Source organism: Brevibacillus sp. AY1, assembly GCF_029870785.1.
Classification (GTDB): Bacteria; Bacillota; Bacilli; order Brevibacillales; family Brevibacillaceae; genus Brevibacillus; species Brevibacillus invocatus.
Genome location: NZ_JAFLPN010000007.1, coordinates 124,468 through 142,808 on the forward strand (window position 1 = coordinate 124,468; position 18,341 = coordinate 142,808).

16 protein-coding genes are annotated in these 18,341 nt (G+C 48.3%); all 16 read left to right on the forward strand.

All coding sequences use genetic code 11. From position 1 onward, the window contains the following. Positions 1 to 8: 8 nt before the first annotated feature. The 16 genes from dapG to ymfI all read left to right on the forward strand — a co-directional run bounded on the left by dapG (position 9) and on the right by ymfI (position 18,327). On the forward strand, positions 9 to 1,235 hold the full coding sequence (dapG, locus tag JZI27_RS09155; protein ID WP_122907497.1) for an aspartate kinase: 1,227 nt from the start codon (positions 9 to 11) through the stop codon (positions 1,233 to 1,235). Positions 1,236 to 1,280: 45 nt separating this feature from the next. Then, the gene (gene dapA / locus JZI27_RS09160) at positions 1,281 to 2,147 is read left to right on the forward strand and encodes a 4-hydroxy-tetrahydrodipicolinate synthase (protein WP_280207346.1); all 867 of its coding nucleotides are present in this window, start codon (positions 1,281 to 1,283) and stop codon (positions 2,145 to 2,147) included. Positions 2,148 to 2,269: 122 nt separating this feature from the next. Further along, positions 2,270 to 3,976, forward strand: a complete 1,707-nt coding sequence (locus JZI27_RS09165) for a ribonuclease J (RefSeq protein ID WP_280207347.1) — start codon at positions 2,270 to 2,272, stop codon at positions 3,974 to 3,976. Between the two features lie 125 nt (positions 3,977 to 4,101). Continuing rightward, positions 4,102 to 4,932 (forward strand): ClpP family protease, encoded by an 831-nt coding sequence (locus JZI27_RS09170; RefSeq protein WP_122907494.1) that lies wholly within the window; start codon positions 4,102 to 4,104, stop codon positions 4,930 to 4,932. Beyond that, entirely contained in the window at positions 4,929 to 5,159 is a 231-nt protein-coding gene (locus JZI27_RS09175) for a YlzJ-like family protein (protein ID WP_251243464.1), read from the forward strand. The genes JZI27_RS09170 and JZI27_RS09175 overlap by 4 nt, the downstream gene beginning before the upstream one ends. A 107-nt stretch (positions 5,160 to 5,266) precedes the next feature. Beyond that, complete coding sequence (locus JZI27_RS09180) at positions 5,267 to 7,645, forward strand: FtsK/SpoIIIE family DNA translocase (RefSeq protein ID WP_122907644.1); 2,379 nt, start codon at positions 5,267 to 5,269, stop codon at positions 7,643 to 7,645. Positions 7,646 to 7,864: 219 nt separating this feature from the next. Then, entirely contained in the window at positions 7,865 to 8,590 is a 726-nt protein-coding gene (locus tag JZI27_RS09185; RefSeq protein WP_122907492.1) for a GntR family transcriptional regulator, read from the forward strand. Between the two features lie 59 nt (positions 8,591 to 8,649). After that, on the forward strand, positions 8,650 to 9,699 hold the full coding sequence (locus tag JZI27_RS09190; protein WP_122907491.1) for a BMP family lipoprotein: 1,050 nt from the start codon (positions 8,650 to 8,652) through the stop codon (positions 9,697 to 9,699). Positions 9,700 to 9,815: 116 nt separating this feature from the next. Continuing rightward, complete coding sequence (locus tag JZI27_RS09195; protein ID WP_251243475.1) at positions 9,816 to 11,330, forward strand: ABC transporter ATP-binding protein; 1,515 nt, start codon at positions 9,816 to 9,818, stop codon at positions 11,328 to 11,330. After that, entirely contained in the window at positions 11,323 to 12,393 is a 1,071-nt protein-coding gene (locus JZI27_RS09200) for an ABC transporter permease (protein WP_122907489.1), read from the forward strand. Before JZI27_RS09195 ends, JZI27_RS09200 begins: the two co-directional genes overlap by 8 nt. Next, entirely contained in the window at positions 12,393 to 13,352 is a 960-nt protein-coding gene (locus JZI27_RS09205; RefSeq protein ID WP_122907488.1) for an ABC transporter permease, read from the forward strand. Before JZI27_RS09200 ends, JZI27_RS09205 begins: the two co-directional genes overlap by 1 nt. 79 nt (positions 13,353 to 13,431) lie before the next feature. Further along, positions 13,432 to 14,610, forward strand: a complete 1,179-nt coding sequence (locus JZI27_RS09210) for a stalk domain-containing protein (protein WP_280207348.1) — start codon at positions 13,432 to 13,434, stop codon at positions 14,608 to 14,610. 30 nt (positions 14,611 to 14,640) lie between these two features. Continuing rightward, a complete protein-coding gene (locus JZI27_RS09215; RefSeq protein ID WP_122907486.1) occupies positions 14,641 to 14,820 on the forward strand; it encodes a hypothetical protein in 180 nt (59 codons plus the stop codon). A gap of 172 nt (positions 14,821 to 14,992) precedes the next feature. Continuing rightward, the gene (gene yfmF / locus JZI27_RS09220; protein WP_280207354.1) at positions 14,993 to 16,288 is read left to right on the forward strand and encodes an EF-P 5-aminopentanol modification-associated protein YfmF; all 1,296 of its coding nucleotides are present in this window, start codon (positions 14,993 to 14,995) and stop codon (positions 16,286 to 16,288) included. Positions 16,289 to 16,290: 2 nt separating this feature from the next. Beyond that, positions 16,291 to 17,583, forward strand: coding sequence for an EF-P 5-aminopentanol modification-associated protein YfmH (gene yfmH / locus JZI27_RS09225; protein ID WP_122907485.1), 1,293 nt, complete (start codon positions 16,291 to 16,293; stop codon positions 17,581 to 17,583). Positions 17,584 to 17,592: 9 nt separating this feature from the next. Beyond that, the gene (ymfI, locus tag JZI27_RS09230; protein ID WP_183184799.1) at positions 17,593 to 18,327 is read left to right on the forward strand and encodes an elongation factor P 5-aminopentanone reductase; all 735 of its coding nucleotides are present in this window, start codon (positions 17,593 to 17,595) and stop codon (positions 18,325 to 18,327) included. Positions 18,328 to 18,341: the final 14 nt, after the last annotated feature.

Consider the following 18,341-nt stretch of genomic DNA (forward strand, 5'->3'; position numbering starts at 1 on the left):
AGAGGTTTGTGAAGATTCTCGTCCAGAAGTTCGGTGGTTCTTCCTTGACGACAGAGGATTGCCGAATGAGGGCAATCTACCATATAGAAAAGGCGATAGACGAGGGGTTCTCCCTCGTCGTAGTCGTCTCCGCCATGGGGCGCAAGGGAGATCCGTATGCAACAGATACACTCTTGCAACTCATTCGCAATAATGGGAATCAATTGCCGAGTCGAGAGATGGATATGCTGATGCATACAGGAGAAATCATCTCCGCAACCGTAATGTGCAGCATGTTGAATGCTCACGGGGTCCAGGCAAAGATACTGACGGGTGGGCAGGCGAATATCATTACTAGTGATGATTTCACCAATGCTCAGATCACAACGATTGACCCTGTCCGTATTTTACAAGAACTGGAAGAAAATCAAGTGGTGATTGTACCGGGCTTTCAAGGACGGACAGCTGACTGGGAGATTACGACACTTGGCCGAGGCGGCAGCGATACGACCGCTACTGCACTTGGCGTAGCCTTGCAGGCAGAAATGGTTGATATATTTACGGATGTTGAAGGAATTATGACTGCAGATCCACGGATTGTGGAAGAAGCTCAGCCCTTATCCACAGTTACTTATACAGAGATTTGCAATATGGCTCATCTGGGCGCAAAGGTCATTCATCCACGCGCAGTGGAGATTGCCATGCAAGCGAATGTACCGATTCGCGTCCGTTCCACGTTTTCGGACGACCCCGGAACGCTGGTTACCACCATGCTGGAAATAGGCAGACTTGGTTACACTGTACACGATCGGGTCGTGATGGGGATCGCTCATGTCCCCAACATTACGCAGATAAAAGTGGCGAACAAAGAAGGGCAGTACGACACGCAGCTGCAAGTATTCAAAACGATGGCAACCAATTCGATCAGCGTTGATTTCATCAACGTAAATCCGTTGGGAGTGGCGTACACCGTTCATGATGAGTTGGGGGAAAAAGCGGCGAGATTGTTGACACAGATGGGCTATGAGCCTCAGCTCTTGCCACATTGTGCCAAAGTATCGGTGATTGGTGCTGGTATGACCGGCGTTCCAGGCGTCATGGCACAAATCGTAGAAGCTTTGACCAATGAGGATATTCAAATTCTCCAGTCTGCTGACTCCCACACGACGATCTGGGTACTGGTTCATGAGTCTGATATGGTAAGAGCCGTCCGTGCCTTGCATCAACAATTCCATCTTCATCAACATCACGTGTAAATCTGGAACATCCATTTGATTATGAATAGAGGAGTTGGATAGGCAGTGGCACGTTTTGGCCGACTGGTTACCGCGATGGTAACGCCGTTTAATGATCAAAACCAGATTGATTACGATAAAACAGAGCGCCTGATTGATCATCTTGTGGCGTCAGGCAGTGAAGGTGTCGTCGTAAGCGGGACAACAGGGGAATCCCCTACCTTGTCTCATACGGAGAAATTAGAGCTGTTTAAGCATGTAGTGAGCTATGCAAAAGGCAAGTGCCAGGTACTTGCAGGTACTGGCAGCAATGATACTGCTGCAAGCATTGAATTCACCCAAGCTGTGAAAAGCATTGGCGTGGATGGAGTCATGCTGGTAGCCCCTTACTACAGCCGCCCTTCCCAAGAAGGACTGTATGCGCATTTCAAGGCAGTGGCATCGGCTACTGAATTACCCGTTATGCTGTACAACGTTCCTGCTCGTTCTGCCGTAAACATGACGGCTGAGACCACACTGCGATTGGCTCAGCTGCCCAATGTCGTTTGCATGAAAGAAGCGTCCGGCAATTTGAGTCAGATTGCTCAGATCATTGAGCATGCCCCGGATGGCTTTGAAGTATACAGCGGTGATGACAGCCTTACCTTGCCCATTCTCTCTATTGGCGGCGTAGGGATCGTCAGCGTTGCGAGCCACATCGTGGGACGCCAAATGACTGAGATGCTCGATGCCTTTTTTGCGGGCAACACCAAGGAAGCAGCCAGTCTGCACCGTAGGCTCATGCCTGTATTCGAAGGCTTGTTCGCATATCCGAGTCCTGGGCCTACCAAGGAAGCATTGAATAAGCTCGGAGTTGATGTAGGAGGCGTTCGACTTCCACTCGTGGAACTGACGGAGCAAGAAAAAGCATTTGTTCATTCCCTGCTTGTTTAATGTGATCAAAATATGTTACTTTTTGGAGCCATTCTTTGCGAATGGCTCTTTTTTCTTGTGTTCACGTTTTCACTTCGGGTATAATGAAAATAAGTGATTTGGGGCGGTTTTTTGAGTGTACAATGACAACTAAATATAGGAGGTTACATGTTTTGGTAAAGTCGAATCACTCTGTTCTCATTTTCGCCCTGGGCGGAGTCGGCGAAATTGGGAAGAATATGTACGTAGTACAGTGCGATGATGACATCGTAGTGATTGATGCCGGTTTGAAATTCCCGGAAGAGGAAATGCTGGGAATAGACATGGTCATTCCGGACATCACTTACTTGGAGGAAAATCGCGACAAGGTTCGGGGTATCATTATTACGCATGGTCATGAGGACCACATCGGTGGGCTGAGTTATGTCCTGAAACACCTGAATGTACCGGTCTATGCTACCAAGCTAACCCTCGGATTGATTGAAGCAAAATTGAAAGAAGCGGGCATTCTAAATGATACGAAGCGCGTATTGATCAATAGTGATTCGGAAATCGTCCTTGGTAAGATGAAAGCAACCTTTTTCCGTGTAAACCATAGTATTCCCGACTGTGTCGGTGTATGCTTGGATACACCTGAAGGGTATATTGTCCATACAGGCGATTTCAAATTTGATCAAACACCGATCAACAACCAGACGGCAGATTTGGCCAAGATGGCGATGATTGGTGATCGCGGCGTATTATGCTTGATGTCGGATAGTACCAATGCGGAACGACCTGGTTTTACAGGATCGGAGCGTTCGGTTGGAGTTGCGATTAAGGATGTATTCAGCAAATCCACAGGTCGTATTGTCGTTTCCACATTCGCATCAAACGTGCATCGGATTCAACAAGTTGTAGATGCAGCCGTACAATTTAATCGAAAGCTGACAGTTGTCGGCAGAAGTATGCAAAATGTGATCAACATCAGTCGTGATCTGGGCTATCTTTTCGTTCCGGATGGTCTGATCGTTGATACGGATGAAATCAACAAGCTGTCCGCTGAGCAAGTGGTCATCTTGTCTACTGGAAGTCAGGGAGAGCCGATGTCGGCACTCACTCGTATGGCCCGATCCGCCCATCGGAAAATCGATATCCTTCCAGGAGATACTGTTATCATCGCCGCTACACCTATTCCAGGGAACGAAAAGTACGTAGCGCGCACGATTGACCAATTATCTCGCATCGGCGCCGACGTGATTTATGGCGGCCACGGACCAAACGGAACCGTCCACGTCTCCGGCCACGGCAGTCAAGAAGACCTGCGCCTGATGCTCAACCTGATGAAACCGAAATTCTTCATCCCGATTCATGGCGAATACCGCATGCTGAAAAGCCACTCGATTCTTGGTGAACAAGTGGGGATTCCGGAGGAAAACATTTTCTTGCTGGACAACGGTGATACGGTAGAGATTTCCGGCGGCAACGCGCGCTATGGTGGAAAAGTTCACTCAGGCAATGTCCTGATCGATGGGCTGGGTGTGGGAGATGTAGGAAACATTGTACTAAGAGACCGCAAATTGCTATCTCAAGATGGAATTCTGGTAGTTGTCGTTACTCTCAGCAAACAAAATGGTACGATCCTTTCAGGTCCAGACATCATTTCTCGCGGTTTCGTCTATGTACGTGAATCTGAGGAATTGCTGGACGAGGCTAATCGCATTGTGACCCAAACACTTGTGAAATGCATGGAAGAAAATGTGAATGAATGGTCTTCACTAAAAAATAACGTCAAAGAATCGCTGGGACGCTATCTGTATGAGCAGACACGCCGTCGTCCAATGATCCTGCCGATTATTATGGAAGTGTAAGTCCTGCACAAAAGAGTCTGAAGCCTAATGAAATGGGTTTTAGGCTCTTTTTTGTTGTTCATTTCCAAAGGTGCATCTTTTTCCCTCGCCCTAACCATACTAACGAGGAAAGTGAGGGAGGGATTATGTCAAATCGCGGATTAACCGATTATTTGAATCGGCCACTTTTTGCTGGAACAAGCAACCAGCAAATCTCAAACTTCTTGGCCTCTTCTGCTGAAGATCAAGAGCCTGCACAAGAGCCGGCAGTTGAACCAGCACCACAGGCACCAGAGGAATCCAAGAAAAAGTTGATTGATTCCATCACCCAGCTTGGACAAACGAATATCCCTCAGCTGGAGAGCAATATTTACTGCATGAGCATTATCGGTCAGGTAGAAGGACATATCCAGCTCCCACCCCAAAACAAGACGACCAAGTACGAACACCTCATTCCTCAGCTGGTGGCTGCAGAGCAGAACAGTAAAATCGAAGGGGTTCTTGTTATCCTGAACACAGTTGGTGGAGATGTGGAGGCTGGATTGGCGATCGCCGAGATGGTCGCCTCCTTATCGAAACCGGTGGTCACGCTAGTTCTGGGTGGCGGTCACAGTATTGGAGTGCCGATTGCAGTAGCAGGAGATTATGCGTTTATCGCCGAAACAGCCACGATGACGATTCACCCCATTCGTCTGACTGGATTGGTCATCAGCGTGCCGCAAACCTTTGAATACCTGGACAAAATGCAAGAGCGTGTTGTCAGTTTTATCGCCCGGCATTCGAAAATCAGTGAACAGCAATTTCGTGATTTGATGCTACGTACAGGAGAGCTGACCCGAGATATTGGTACGAATGTGATCGGTGCGGACGCTGTAAAGTACGGGTTGATTGACGAGGTAGGAGGCTTGGGCAAGGCGCTGAAGAAATTAAATGAGCTGATCGAGAAAAATCGGACCGAGGAGAAGATGCTGCAATGATCATCCACTCCGTGATTCCGATGGAGACGATCTTCGCCAACATGGACCAGGTAGAAAAACAGGAGATCAAGGAAGTCGCGATCGGCCATGCAACAATGCTGATCGAGCAAACAGGTCCTTTCGAAGGACGGATCGTCAGAATGATTAGCCCTGACCCGCAGGATTACCTCAATCCCAGGTTTGCTCCAGGTCAAATGATCCCTATACAGCCGGAAGGGTTCTCCTAAGAAGTCCTGTATTTCTATGAATTTCCTGTGTTATACTAAATGTGTACGAACAGCAGCCGAACAGCACACGGCTGCCTTTTTACAATTTGATGCTGAATAAAGGAGGCGTGCCAGTGAGTAGGAGAGGAAAAAAACAGTCAGGCGCGGCATTGGCCTCGGTTGTTAAAATAGAGCTGCTGGGACTTGTCATTATCGTATTGGCGCTCATTGGCCTTCTGGAGAGCGGCTGGTTGGGGAAAAATATACTAGCATTCCTTTTCCGCTTTTTTGCAGGATCTTGGGATTTTACGATTCCGGTATTCTTAATTGGAATGGCCCTTTACATGATGTTTACTCGCCAACGGCCCAAGCTGACGTATCGTGTTTTGGGGATCATGCTGATCGGGCTTGCCATTTTCACCTGGGATCACATGATGCTATACAAGCAGATTACGGCTGATGGCAAATTTGCAGAGCAAAGCATCATCCGCGTCACATGGGACAGGCTGTGGCTGGATCACAGTCAGCGTGTCTCCACAACTGGCGTAGGAGGCGGAATGCTTGGCGCTCTCGTCTTTGCGTTCAGCAACAGCCTCGTCGGCACGATCGGTACAGGCATTATCATTGTCTTTTTGTTCCTGGTTGGTCTCATGTTCATGTTTAATCTCTCGTATGTGGATATCTTGATTTTTCTGCGAGACAAAGCTGCGCGAATTTATGGAAAAGCCAAAGACACCGTAAAAGAGTCCGTTCAACTGATGCAAGAAGAGAGTGAAAAGCGCAAAGAGGAAGCAAAAAAGGCGAAGGAATCACAAAAAGCGTCTAAGGAGGAAAGGATGGCAGGTACAACTGTTGATCCTCTCCAGGATGCGGGATGGCCACCGCAGGATACATACACGCAGGTCCAGCCAGAAGCTCCTGTCCAACCGGTAATCCACGATTTCACGGATAAAATCTCGTTGGATGAAGGACCACAAGGCAGTGCTGCACAATCCAAAAGACAAGAGCCGTCGTCACAAAGCGCTCAGGAAATCACCTTTACGCTGGAAGGTGACGAGGAGATCTTCGGTACGCTGGAAAATGCCGAGAATCAGGCCAATGCTTTACCTTATGAATTGCCAAGCTTACAAATGCTCTCTCGACCGCGTTCGGTTTCATCTGGAAAAGACGTGGACCACACGTCGAATGCAGCCAAGCTCGTGCAGACGCTCAAAAGCTTTGGAGTCAATGCGACGGTCTCCGAGGTTCATCGAGGGCCAGCCGTTACCCGTTATGAGGTTCAGCCCGCGACAGGTGTTAAAGTAAGCAGAATTGTCAGCCTGACCGACGACTTGGCGCTGGCCCTCGCAGCCAAGGACATCCGCATTGAAGCGCCTATTCCAGGAAAATCGGCCATCGGGATTGAGGTCCCCAATTCGGAGGTTGCTGTGGTGTCCCTTCGTGAGGTATTGGAAGCACCGCAATATCAGGATGCACCCGGCAAGCTGACAGTGGCTCTTGGACGTGACATTTCTGGTGAACCGATCGTGGCGGACTTGACTAAAATGCCCCACTTGCTCGTTGCAGGAGCTACGGGTAGCGGGAAGTCGGTTTGTATCAATGGCTTGATCATGAGCATCTTGTTCAAGGCAAAGCCAGATGAGGTCAAGCTGATGATGGTCGACCCGAAAATGGTAGAATTGAATGTCTACAACGGAATCCCGCATCTCCTCGCACCTGTTGTGACAGACCCGAAACGGGCATCTGTCGCACTGAAAAAAGTGGTGGCGGAGATGGAGCGCAGATACAACCTGTTCGCCAAAACAGGCAGTCGCAACATCGAAATGTACAACGCCAATGTGGAGGGCGCTCCGCTGCCCTATATCGTGGTAATCGTGGACGAGTTGGCGGATCTGATGATGGTTGCCCCTGGAGAGGTTGAGGACGCCATCTGCCGTCTGGCACAAATGGCGCGCGCATCGGGTATTCACCTGATTATCGCGACACAGCGTCCATCTGTAGATGTCATTACAGGTGTGATTAAAGCGAATATTCCTTCCCGTATTGCTTTTGGCGTCTCTTCGATGGCCGATTCGCGCACAATTCTGGACATGGGGGGAGCAGAGAAGCTATTGGGCAGGGGAGACATGCTTTCTCTTCCGATGGGGGCTTCCAAGCCGATCCGTGTACAGGGCGCGTTCGTCTCAGATAAGGAAGTCGAGGAAGTCGTTCAGTTCGTCAAGCAACAGCAGGAAGCACGATACAACGAAGAGATGATACCTGGCGAGGTGCAGGAAGAAGCGCAGCCAGTTGTGGACGACGAGCTGTACGATCAGGCAGTCCAGATCGTCTCAGAGGCTCAAACAGCTTCAGCATCCTTGTTGCAGCGTAGATTGCGTGTCGGGTATACGAGGGCAGCACGTCTGATTGATATGATGGAAGCGAACGGAGTCGTCGGCCCCTACGAAGGTAGTAAGCCCAGAGAAGTCCGTTTGCCCCGGCCATCCGTAGAAAGTAATATATCCTAAATTGCGGCGTAACCATGCAATAGGAAAGACGATGTAAAAATCAAGCCATATTTTCGTAAAACACCATGTTGTTTACGAAAATATGGCTTGCATGATATTCGCCCCTAAGGTAAAATTCTTACGAGATTAAAGGAAATTGTTGTTATGCCGTCTTCTACGAATCAGAGGTCTGACGTCCTACCTGTTGGGATGGCAACTGGACAGCAGGAGTGAATGACATTGAACATCAAGGGGAATGCTCGATCATTGTGTCTCTTGGTTATGGATAAAATCAAGAGCGATATCGAATCAGGGCAGAGGCGTCCTGGTGAACGCTTGCCATCAGAAGCAGAGCTGTCCAAACAATTGGGCGTTAGCAGAGCGACGCTTCGCGAGGCACTTCGTCTTCTGGAAGAAGAGAAAATTGTAATTCGCCGACATGGAGTAGGCACCTTTATTAACTCCAAGCCTGTTTTTTCTGGAGGAATTGGGGAACTATTTAGTGTGACTGATGCAATTGAGCGTCAAGGCTACACGGCGGGTACGATAATCTTGAAGACTTCCTTTGGAGAGTCTGCAGAAGAAGAGCGGAAACGTCTGTCCCTTAATCCGGGGGAAGGCGTACTCATGGTAGAGCGTATACGCACCGCGGATGGATTGCCCGTGGTTTATTGCATTGACCGTATTCCCGCACACCTGGTGCCCGAGGGTTACACCGCAGGGGGAGAATCTATCTTTACATGGCTGGAGAGCACGACGGGAATTCGCATCTCCTATGCAGTCGCTGAGATTGAACCAATGGGCTACAATGAAAAGGTTTCCAATCTGCTGCAGTGTGATAAGTCGACGCCGTTGTTGTTGCTCAAACAAATCCATTACGATGAGAGCGAACGTCCAATCTTGTTTTCCCACAATTACTTTCGGGCTGACAAGATTCACTTCCATGTCGTGCGCAGACGGTTGTAACGGTGGGGCAACCCACATGAAACAATTTCATTTACATCAAAAACAGGGGGTAATCTCGCATGAAAAAGGTTCTTTCCGTCCTCTCTGTTGCAACGCTTAGCCTGTCACTCGTACTGGCTGGTTGCGGCAGTAAAACTGAGGCACCTCAAGGACAAACTGGCACTGGTACTGAAGGAGCAGCTCCTGCTGCAACGGCAAAAGTCGGTATGGTTACTGACGTCGGTGGTGTAAACGACAACTCCTTCAACCAAAGCGCATGGGAAGGCCTGCAAAAGCTTCAGGCAGAACTGAACCTGCCAAAGGAAAACGTAAACTTCCTGCAATCTACCAGTGATGCTGATTATGTACCTAACTTGACCCAATTTGTAAAAGACAATTGGAATCTGACATGGGGTATTGGCTTCCTGATGGGTGACCACTTGAAAAAAGTTGCTGATGAAAACCCAGATGCAAAATTGGCGATCATCGATGCTGAAGTACAGGCTCCAAACGTAGAATCCGTATTGTTCAAAGAGCATGAAGGATCCTTCTTGGCAGGGGTAGTTGCTGCGAAAATGAGCCAATCTAAGAAAGTTGGTTTCGTTGGCGGTGTTGAAATCCCAGTAATCAAACGTTTTGAAGTAGGCTTCGAAGCGGGTGTGAAAGCGGTTGACCCGAACGTTGAAGTAATCAAGATCTACACTGGTTTCTTCGATAAGCCAGACGAAGGTAAATCTGCTGCTTCCCAAATCTATGGTCAAGGCGCTGACATCATCTTCCACGCAGCTGGTGGTACTGGCGATGGCGTATTCAACGAAGGTAAAGACCGCAAATCCAAAGGTGAAAACGTTTGGGTAATCGGTGTTGACAAAGACCAATCCCTGACTTTCGGTGACGATATTACCCTGACTTCCATGGTAAAACGTGTTGATGAAGCTGTTTATCGTGTTTCTAAAGACGTAATCGAAGGTAAATTCGAAGGCGGCAAAATCGTATGGTTGGGTCTGGCTGAAGACGGCGTAGGTTTGGCTGACACTTCTAGCAAGAACGTACCAGAAGACGTATTGAAGCTGGCTGACGAATACAAGCAAAAAATTGTTAGTGGTGAAATCAAAGTACCTGCTGAGTAAGAAATATGAGGCTGCAAGCGGACAAGGCTAGTTCGAGCAACTAGCCTTGTTCTTTACCTACTAGACCCATAAAAACGGGGTGAACGTGGTTGAATTCGGTAAAAACAGTGGTTGAAATGAGAGGTATTACCAAGCGTTTCCCGGGTATTATCGCCAACGACAATATTAACTTGTCCGTGAAAAAAGGGGAAATTCACGCGCTACTTGGAGAAAATGGCGCCGGCAAGTCTACACTTATGAACGTTTTGTTTGGTTTGTATCAGCCTGAGGAAGGCGAAATCCTTATTAATGAAAACACGGTCAAGATCACGAGTCCCAATGTAGCAAATGAACTCGGTATTGGCATGGTGCATCAACACTTTATGTTGGTAGAAAAATTTACAGTGACAGAGAATATTGTGCTAGGAAATGAACCGAAAAACGGGTTACAAATAGATATAAAGCAGGCTGTAAAGGCTGTCGAGCAGCTGTCGAACCAATACGGCTTACAAGTTGACCCAAATGCGAAGATTGAGCAGATCTCGGTAGGTATGCAGCAGCGGGTAGAGATTCTCAAAACCTTGTACCGCGGTGCAGATATCCTGATTTTTGATGAACCGACAGCTGTCCTGACTCCTCAGGAAATCAATGAACTCATCGAAATCATGCATAACCTGGTCAAGGAAGGCAAGACGATTATCCTTATTACGCACAAGCTCAAGGAAATTATGGCTGTATGTGATGCCGTTACAATCATTCGCAGAGGGAAAGTCATCGACTCTCTTATGGTCAAGGATACGAATCCTGATGAATTGGCAGCCAAGATGGTGGGTCGAGAAGTGAATTTTCGCGTGGACAAGACGGAAGCGCAACCAAAAGGACCAATCCTGTCGGTGGAGAATGTCGTGGCGATGGGGAATCGCGGTGTAAATGCCCTCAATGGCATTAGTCTTGAGGTGCGCGCCGGTGAGATCCTGGGAATTGCTGGCGTGGATGGCAACGGACAGAGTGAACTCATCGAAGTTCTGACGGGTCTTCGCAAAATCACAAGTGGTCGCGTCCTTCTTAATGGGAAAGAAATCACCAATCATACTCCGCGTGACATCTCGGAATCAGGCTTGTCTCATATTCCGGAAGACCGTCACAAACGCGGTTTGATTCTTGATTTCACTATGAGTGAGAATATGGTACTGGAAACTTATTTCCACCCAACGTTTAACAAAAACGGTTTTCTCGATTATGGCGCTATTGACAAGCATGCGGCAAGGCTGATTGAAGAATTTGACGTACGTACCCCAAGCATTCATACACCTGCTCGAGCACTCTCAGGTGGTAATCAGCAGAAGGCGATCATTGCCCGTGAAGTGGACAAGAATCCGGATCTGTTGATCGCAGCACAGCCTACTCGCGGATTGGACGTAGGGGCGATTGAGTTTATTCACCGCCGACTCGTCGATCAGCGTGACAAAGGCAAGGCTGTTCTGATGCTTTCACTTGAGCTCGATGAGATCATCAACGTGGCGGATCGCATCGCTGTGATTTACGAAGGGAAGATTGTTGGAATCGTGGATGCGAAGTCCACAAATGAGCAAGAGCTGGGCTTGATGATGTCTGGCGGAAAACGGATGCAAGGAGTAGGAAACGATGAATAAAGCGATTGCCGTTTTTACCAAAGAATCGTTCCTCGTCCCAGTCATTGCGATCATACTCGGTCTACTGGTCGGTGCAATCGCCATGCTTGCAGGTGGTTTCAATCCGATTTTGGCCTATACGGCATTGGTCGAGAAAGTATTTGGCAGCGCCTACAACTTTGGCGAAACCATTCGGCAGATTACACCGTTAATCTTCACGGGACTAGCCGTTGCCTTCGCGTTTCGGACTGGTTTGTTCAACATTGGTGCGGAAGGCCAATTTATTATCGGAATGGTCGCCGCAACGACAGTGGGGGTTACATTGGACCTTCCCGCTTTCATTCACGCACCATTGGCGATCTTGGCAGGTGCGGTAGCAGGCGGGCTGTGGGGCTCGGTAGCAGGCTATCTGAAGGCCAAGCGCGGCGTGAACGAAGTTATCACGAGCATTATGATGAACTGGATTGCGCTTTACCTTGCCAACTGGGTAATGAACTCTTTCTTCGTCCCAAAAGGTCAGCAACGCTCTGAAATGGTAAGTGATTCGGCAATTATCACGATTACCTGGTTATCTCAGATGTTTGACAACGCTCGCTTGCACTGGGGCACGCTTATTGCCGTAGTGGCCGCCATTTTCTTTTACGTTATCATGTGGAAGACAAAAACAGGTTACGAATTGAGAGCGGTTGGTTTGAACCCGCATGCCTCCGAATACGCAGGGATGAACGTCAATCGCAATGTTGTAAAAGCAATGTTTATCAGTGGTTTGTTCGCAGGTATTGGTGGAGCCAGTGAGATTCTTGGGGTATTCCACTACCAGGCCATTCTCACATCGCAGCCGGGATACGGATTTGACGGGATTGCCGTTGCATTGATCGGGGGGAATACACCGATCGGGGTTATATTAGGGGCGATACTGTTCGGAATCCTGAGCTTTGGTGCGGCTGGAATTAAGTTTACTGCAGGTGTGCCTGTTGAGTTGATTCGTGTCGTGATTGCTTCCGTCATCTTTTTCGTGGCAGCACATGGGATTGTGAAAATTTTTGTGAAGCCTATTTTGAAGAAGAAGGAGGGTGGAAACTGATGGATTGGGGAGTCATTGCAAGTAACCTCGTTCATGATACCATCGTGTTTTCCACTGCCTTGATATTTGCATCATTGGGTGGATTGTACTCTGAACGATCTGGCGTCATTAACATTGCATTGGAAGGTATGATGATCATCGGTGCCTTTACTGGTGCTGTCATCACATTTTTGTTCCAGGATTCGGCCACTTCAATGGCACCCTGGATCGGCTTTATGGCGGCTGCGATTGCCGGTGCACTATTTGCACTGCCTCATGCGGTAGCATCCATAACATTCAAAGCTGATCAGACCGTTAGCGGCGTCGCACTCAACTTCTTGGCGGCAGGCTTGGCCGTCTACCTGACCAAAATCATTTTTAATGGTGCTGGGCAGACCACAACACTGACCAGTGTGTTCAGTAAATGGGAAATTCCCCTGCTGAGTGACATTCCGTATCTCGGTCATGCCATTTTTGAAGCATATCCAACCAGTTTTCTCGCCTTTATTGTCGTTTTCTTTACTTGGTTCCTTCTATTTAAGACGGCATTCGGCCTGCGCCTGCGAGCTGTCGGTGAGCATCCGCGTGCAGCAGATACCGTCGGGATCAGCGTGAAAAAGATGAGATACACGGCTGTCATGATCAGTGGTGCATTGGCAGCCATGGGTGGTGCAACCATTTCATTAACTACAACCAGCAACTTTTCCCATAATACCGTATCCGGTCAAGGCTTTATCGCGATTGCTGCCCTGATTTTCGGTAAATGGCATCCTGCTGGTGCGATGGGAGCGGCACTGTTCTTCGGGATCGCGCAAGCCATCAAGTCATTGGTGCAAGTCTATGGCCTGACCAAATACGTACCGACGGAGTTCATCTTTATGCTTCCGTACGTTTTGACCATCCTGGTCATGGCGGGTCTGGTAGGTCGATCCAGCGCACCTGCTGCTCTGGGTAAACCATACGAAACAGGCTCTCGTTAGTTGACATAATTTACGCCTAGAACCCGGCTCTTTCCCTATGCGATAATTTTTCGTGAATCTCGCACGAGGGAGGGATAGGATGACACGCTGTTTACATAACAACAGCAGACATCTGTGGCCGAGGATTCTAGGCGTTTTTTCAGTTTGTATCATACTGATGCTGACGCTAGGGGATAAGGCAGATGCTGCTGAACCGGGTACCGTAATTTCGCTGGTGATTGACGGTAGAGGGGTATCAGCTGATGTACAGCCGATCCAACGAAACGGACGGATGCTGGTTCCCATTCGTGTCATTGCAGAACAAACGGGTGCTCAGGTGCAATACGATGGTGCTATCAGACAGGTAGTCGTTTCGAATCAAGGCAAACGAATCGTCATCCCGATCGATCAGTCTGCAGCCTATGTCGATGGCAAACGGGTAACACTTGATGTTCCTGCAACAATCGTAAAGAAAAGAACGCTGGTCCCTATTCGCTTTGTCAGTGAATCGCTGGGGTATCAGGTCGACTGGAATGCTGCCTCCAAGGTAGCGATGGTATGGACCAAAAAGCAAACTGCTTCTGCCTCGGCAAAAGACACTTCCAATCCGTACATCGTTCAAGAAGGGGACAGTTTGTTTTTGATTGCGAAAAGGCACAGCACTTCAATTGAGAATTTGAAAAAAAACAATCAATTGACTTCGGATGCATTGCTCGCTGGTCAATTGCTGTATTTGACGAATCAAGCAAAACCAGCGGCCTACAGTCCGAAGAAAACAGCTGGTAATCAGCAGCTGCTGCGCGATGACTTTGTTTTTCCGCTTGCTGCTGAAAATGAGTACGAGCCTTATGTTGACAGCTTCGGTTCGAATCGGGAATGGACCGAGAGCGGCAATGGCAGTGTGCGCTCGCATGAAGGCATCGATATCATGGCACCTACAGGGACACCAGTTTATTCGGTATCCTCAGGAACCATCAATCGGATCGGCTGGAACACGTATGGAGGCTGGAGAATAAACATTACCGATGCAGGTGGAGCCTATAAGATGTACTACGCGCATCTAAGTGCTTTTGTACCTGGAATGAAGGTCGGACACAAAGTATCAACGGGTCAAATGATCGGGTTTGTGGGAGATTCAGGTTATGGTGCGCCTGGAACCACCGGGATGTTTTCACCCCATTTGCATTTTGGCCTGTATCAAGCGAGTTCAGGTAAAGCTATAGACGCTTACAACTACCTTCGTTACTGGGAACAGAATAAAGTGAATCATTCCAACTGAAATTGGGGCAAACTAGCAGGAGGTAATCCTTTGGAAAGAAAGGAGGGCTCTGCTGTGTGGATTTGCCCCTATTGTGGAGGGAATCACGGTCTGCCCTTCCACGACGAGCAGCTGGACGGCATGTTGTGTCTGGGGTCCGATTGTGGACGGTTTGTAGAGGAAAGCCTGATTCCTGATGATGCGCGGGAATGGGATTTTTCAGATCTGTGATGAAGAATATCGATGTTCGGTATACATGCTTTGCAAGGCTGCCTGATAAGGGCAGCCTTTTTCTTTCCTTTTTTGAGCTTTGTAGAGGCGAAAATCAAGTTTTGTTTACTCGCTGGCCTGTCAATTGGTTACAATAGAGGAGAGTAAGCTGATGCAGAAGGGAGAATGGAGTATGAGCACCCACTTGACCGAAATCGCGTTTAACAGCTCCCAGGTAAACGGGATGAACGTACATATTTTGCCAACTGGCAAGTTTAAAACCACGACGATTGTGACCATGATTGAACAAGCGTTGTCTGAAGAGACTGTTACCAAAACAGCACTGCTGGCGATGGTGATGAAACGTGCGAGCGCCAGGTTCAAGGAAACCAAGCGTTTGCGTGAACATCTCGACTTTTTGTATGGCGCTATTTTTGATGTAGATGTAACAAAAAAGGGTGAACGTCAAATCCTGCAGATCTACATGGAAGTGCCGAATGAAAAGTACCTGACACAAGCGGACTCTCTTCTTGAAGAGGCGGTTCAATTTGTAGGCGATATGCTGGTGAGACCTTGCGTGGAGAACGGGGCATTTCTGGAAAAATACGTAAAGCAAGAGAAGGAAACGCTACGCAAACGGATCGAAAGCTTGATCGATGACAAGATGAAATATGCCAATCAGCGCGTAACGGAAGAAATGTGCAAGGGAGAACCATTTTCTTTGCTTGTGCAAGGACGACTGGAGGATTTGCCGTCTATCACTGGAGAAGATCTGTATCAGTACTTTCAGGAATTGATGGCTTCCAATCCAATCAATATGTTCGTAGTTGGAGATGTGGATGCGGGACGTGTGAGACAGGCAATTGAAACCCATATACCCCTGCAGCGCTCAACCATAAAAACGCTGGAGATTTCTACTCCTGAAAAAAATATACAGGAAGAACGAACCACGGTAGATCGGTTGGATGTCAGTCAGGCGAAGCTGAATATCGGCTGCCGTACGAACATCACGTACAAGGATGAGGAATATCCTGCACTCCTTCTATACAATGGCATTCTTGGCGGATTCCCACACTCCAAGCTTTTTGTCAACGTGAGGGAAAAAGCGAGTCTGGCGTATTATGCCGTGTCACGACTGGAGAGCCACAAGGGCATTTTGATGATCATGTCCGGTATTGAAGCCAAGATGTTCGATCAGGCTGTGGAGATTATCAAAGCGCAAATGGAAACCATGCGCCAAGGAAAGATCTCGGAGGAGGAATTGAGCCAAACCCGGGCTACCTTGACCAACCAGTTCCGAGAGCTGTTGGATAGCGCGAGAATGATGATTGATTTCACGTATAACGGTTTGTTGAGTGGACGCAAACGGCAGCTGGACGAATTACTTCAAGCCATCGAAACGGTGTCCATTGACGACATCAAGCAAGTAGCCGACAAGGTGAAGATCGATATGATTTATCTGCTGCGGGATAAGAAAGGGGAGGCGTAAGCGTGCAAACGACCGTTTTTGAGCAAGTAAAAGAAACCGTCTATCACGAAACCCTGGAGAATGGCTTGAAGGTGTTTCTTGTACCCAAGCAAGGCTTTAGTAAAACGTACGCTGTATTCACGACACGCTACGGCTCCATCGACAGCCATTTTCAGACTAAAAGCGGAGAGGAAATCAACGTGCCTGACGGAATCGCCCATTTTCTTGAGCACAAGATGTTTGAGAAAAAGGATCGGGATGTCATGCATGAGTTTAGCAAAAATGGAGCTTCGTGCAATGCCTTTACCAGCTTCAATCGGACGGCATACCTCTTTTCGTGCACGGATAAGCTGGATAGTAATCTGAATCTGCTGCTGGATTATGTTCAGGAGCCGTATTTTACGGATGCGAGCGTAGAGAAGGAAAAAGGAATTATCGGGCAGGAAATAACCATGTATGACGACAATCCGGACTGGAAAGTCTACATGAATCTGCTCAAGGCCCTCTATCAGGATTATCCGATCAACATTGAGATCGCAGGAACGATTGAAACGATTTCTCACATTACCAAAGAGTACTTGTACCAGTGTTACGATACCTTTTATCATCCAGCCAATATGCTTCTCTTGGTTGTGGGCTCTTTTGAACCGGAAGCTGTGATGAAGCTGATCCGGGAGAATCAGTCAGGCAAAGATTTTCCGCCAGCTCCGCAGATCTCCAGAATTTTTCCGGAGGAGCAGTCTAGTCCAGCAAAGCCGCTGATCGAGGCAAATTTGGCGGTAGGTTTGCCTAAATGCATGATCGGTATCAAAGAGCGGGAGAATGGTTTGACGGGTGAAGCGTTATTAAAGCGTGACCAGACGACCAAATTGTTGTTGGACATCGTGTTTGGCACTAGCTCATCGGTCTATGAAAAGCTGTATGACAGTGGATTAATTACGGAGAGTTTTGATTTTGATTACAGTTGTGAAAAGGACTATGCCTATTCCATTCTTGGCGGAGATACACCTGATCCGGAAAAACTCGTCGAAACCATCAAGAGTGTGATGGAAGAATGCAAGCAAGCTGGAATTGACGAGGATGCATTCGAACGTGCGAAGCGGAAAAAGATCGGCAATTTCATGCGTGGTTTGAATTCCGTCGAGTTTATCGCGAATCAGTTCACCAACTACAAATTTAACGGCAATGATCTGTTTTCTGTCCTGCCGCTACTGGAGTCCATTACACGCGAAGATGTGGAAACACGCATGAAGGAGCATTTTCTGATTGATCAGATGGCTGTATCCATCGTCCGTTCCGCTTCGGCACAGGAGTAGTGAATACTGATGGAACAACAAACGCCTTGGGCGTTGGTGACGGGAGCTTCCGGTTCTATCGGCCAAGCGATAAGCCGTGCATTGGCCAGTGCGGGAGTTCCTCTTTACCTGCATTACAATCAATCAGCCGATAAGCTCGCCCCAATCCTTCAGCTATGTCAGGATTTGGGAGTGCCTGTACAGACGTTGCAGGCAGATTTGCGCGATCCCGATCAAATCAACCGGATGTTTCAGCACATACAGGTTCCGCCGCTTCTTCTGGTCAACAACGCCTCAGCAGATCATGTAGGGCTGTTCACAGATGTTTCCGTGCCGTTGTTCGATGAAATGGTGGCCTTGAATATACGATCCAGCTTTTTGATCACGCAGCAAGCGCTGCCAGCGATGCTCAGAGAAAGATACGGTCGCATTGTGAACATCACGTCTGTCTGGGGAATGACAGGTGGCTCCTGCGAGGTGCTTTATTCCCTTACCAAGGGCGCGCTTAATACGTTTACAAAGGCGCTGGCAAAAGAGATGGCACCAAACGGAATAACAGTGAATGCTGTTGCTCCGGGTGCCATACAAGGCGGAATGATGGAGAGGTTTTCACCGGATGAAGTGGAAGCAATCGCGGATGAGATCCCTGCTAACCGCTTGGGAAGACCAGAGGAAGTGGCCGCTGTTGTTCGTTTTTTGCTGTCTAGGGATGCCAGCTATCTAACCGGACAAATCGTCAGTCCAAACGGCGGTTGGTACACGTGATGTAGTGCTTGTGG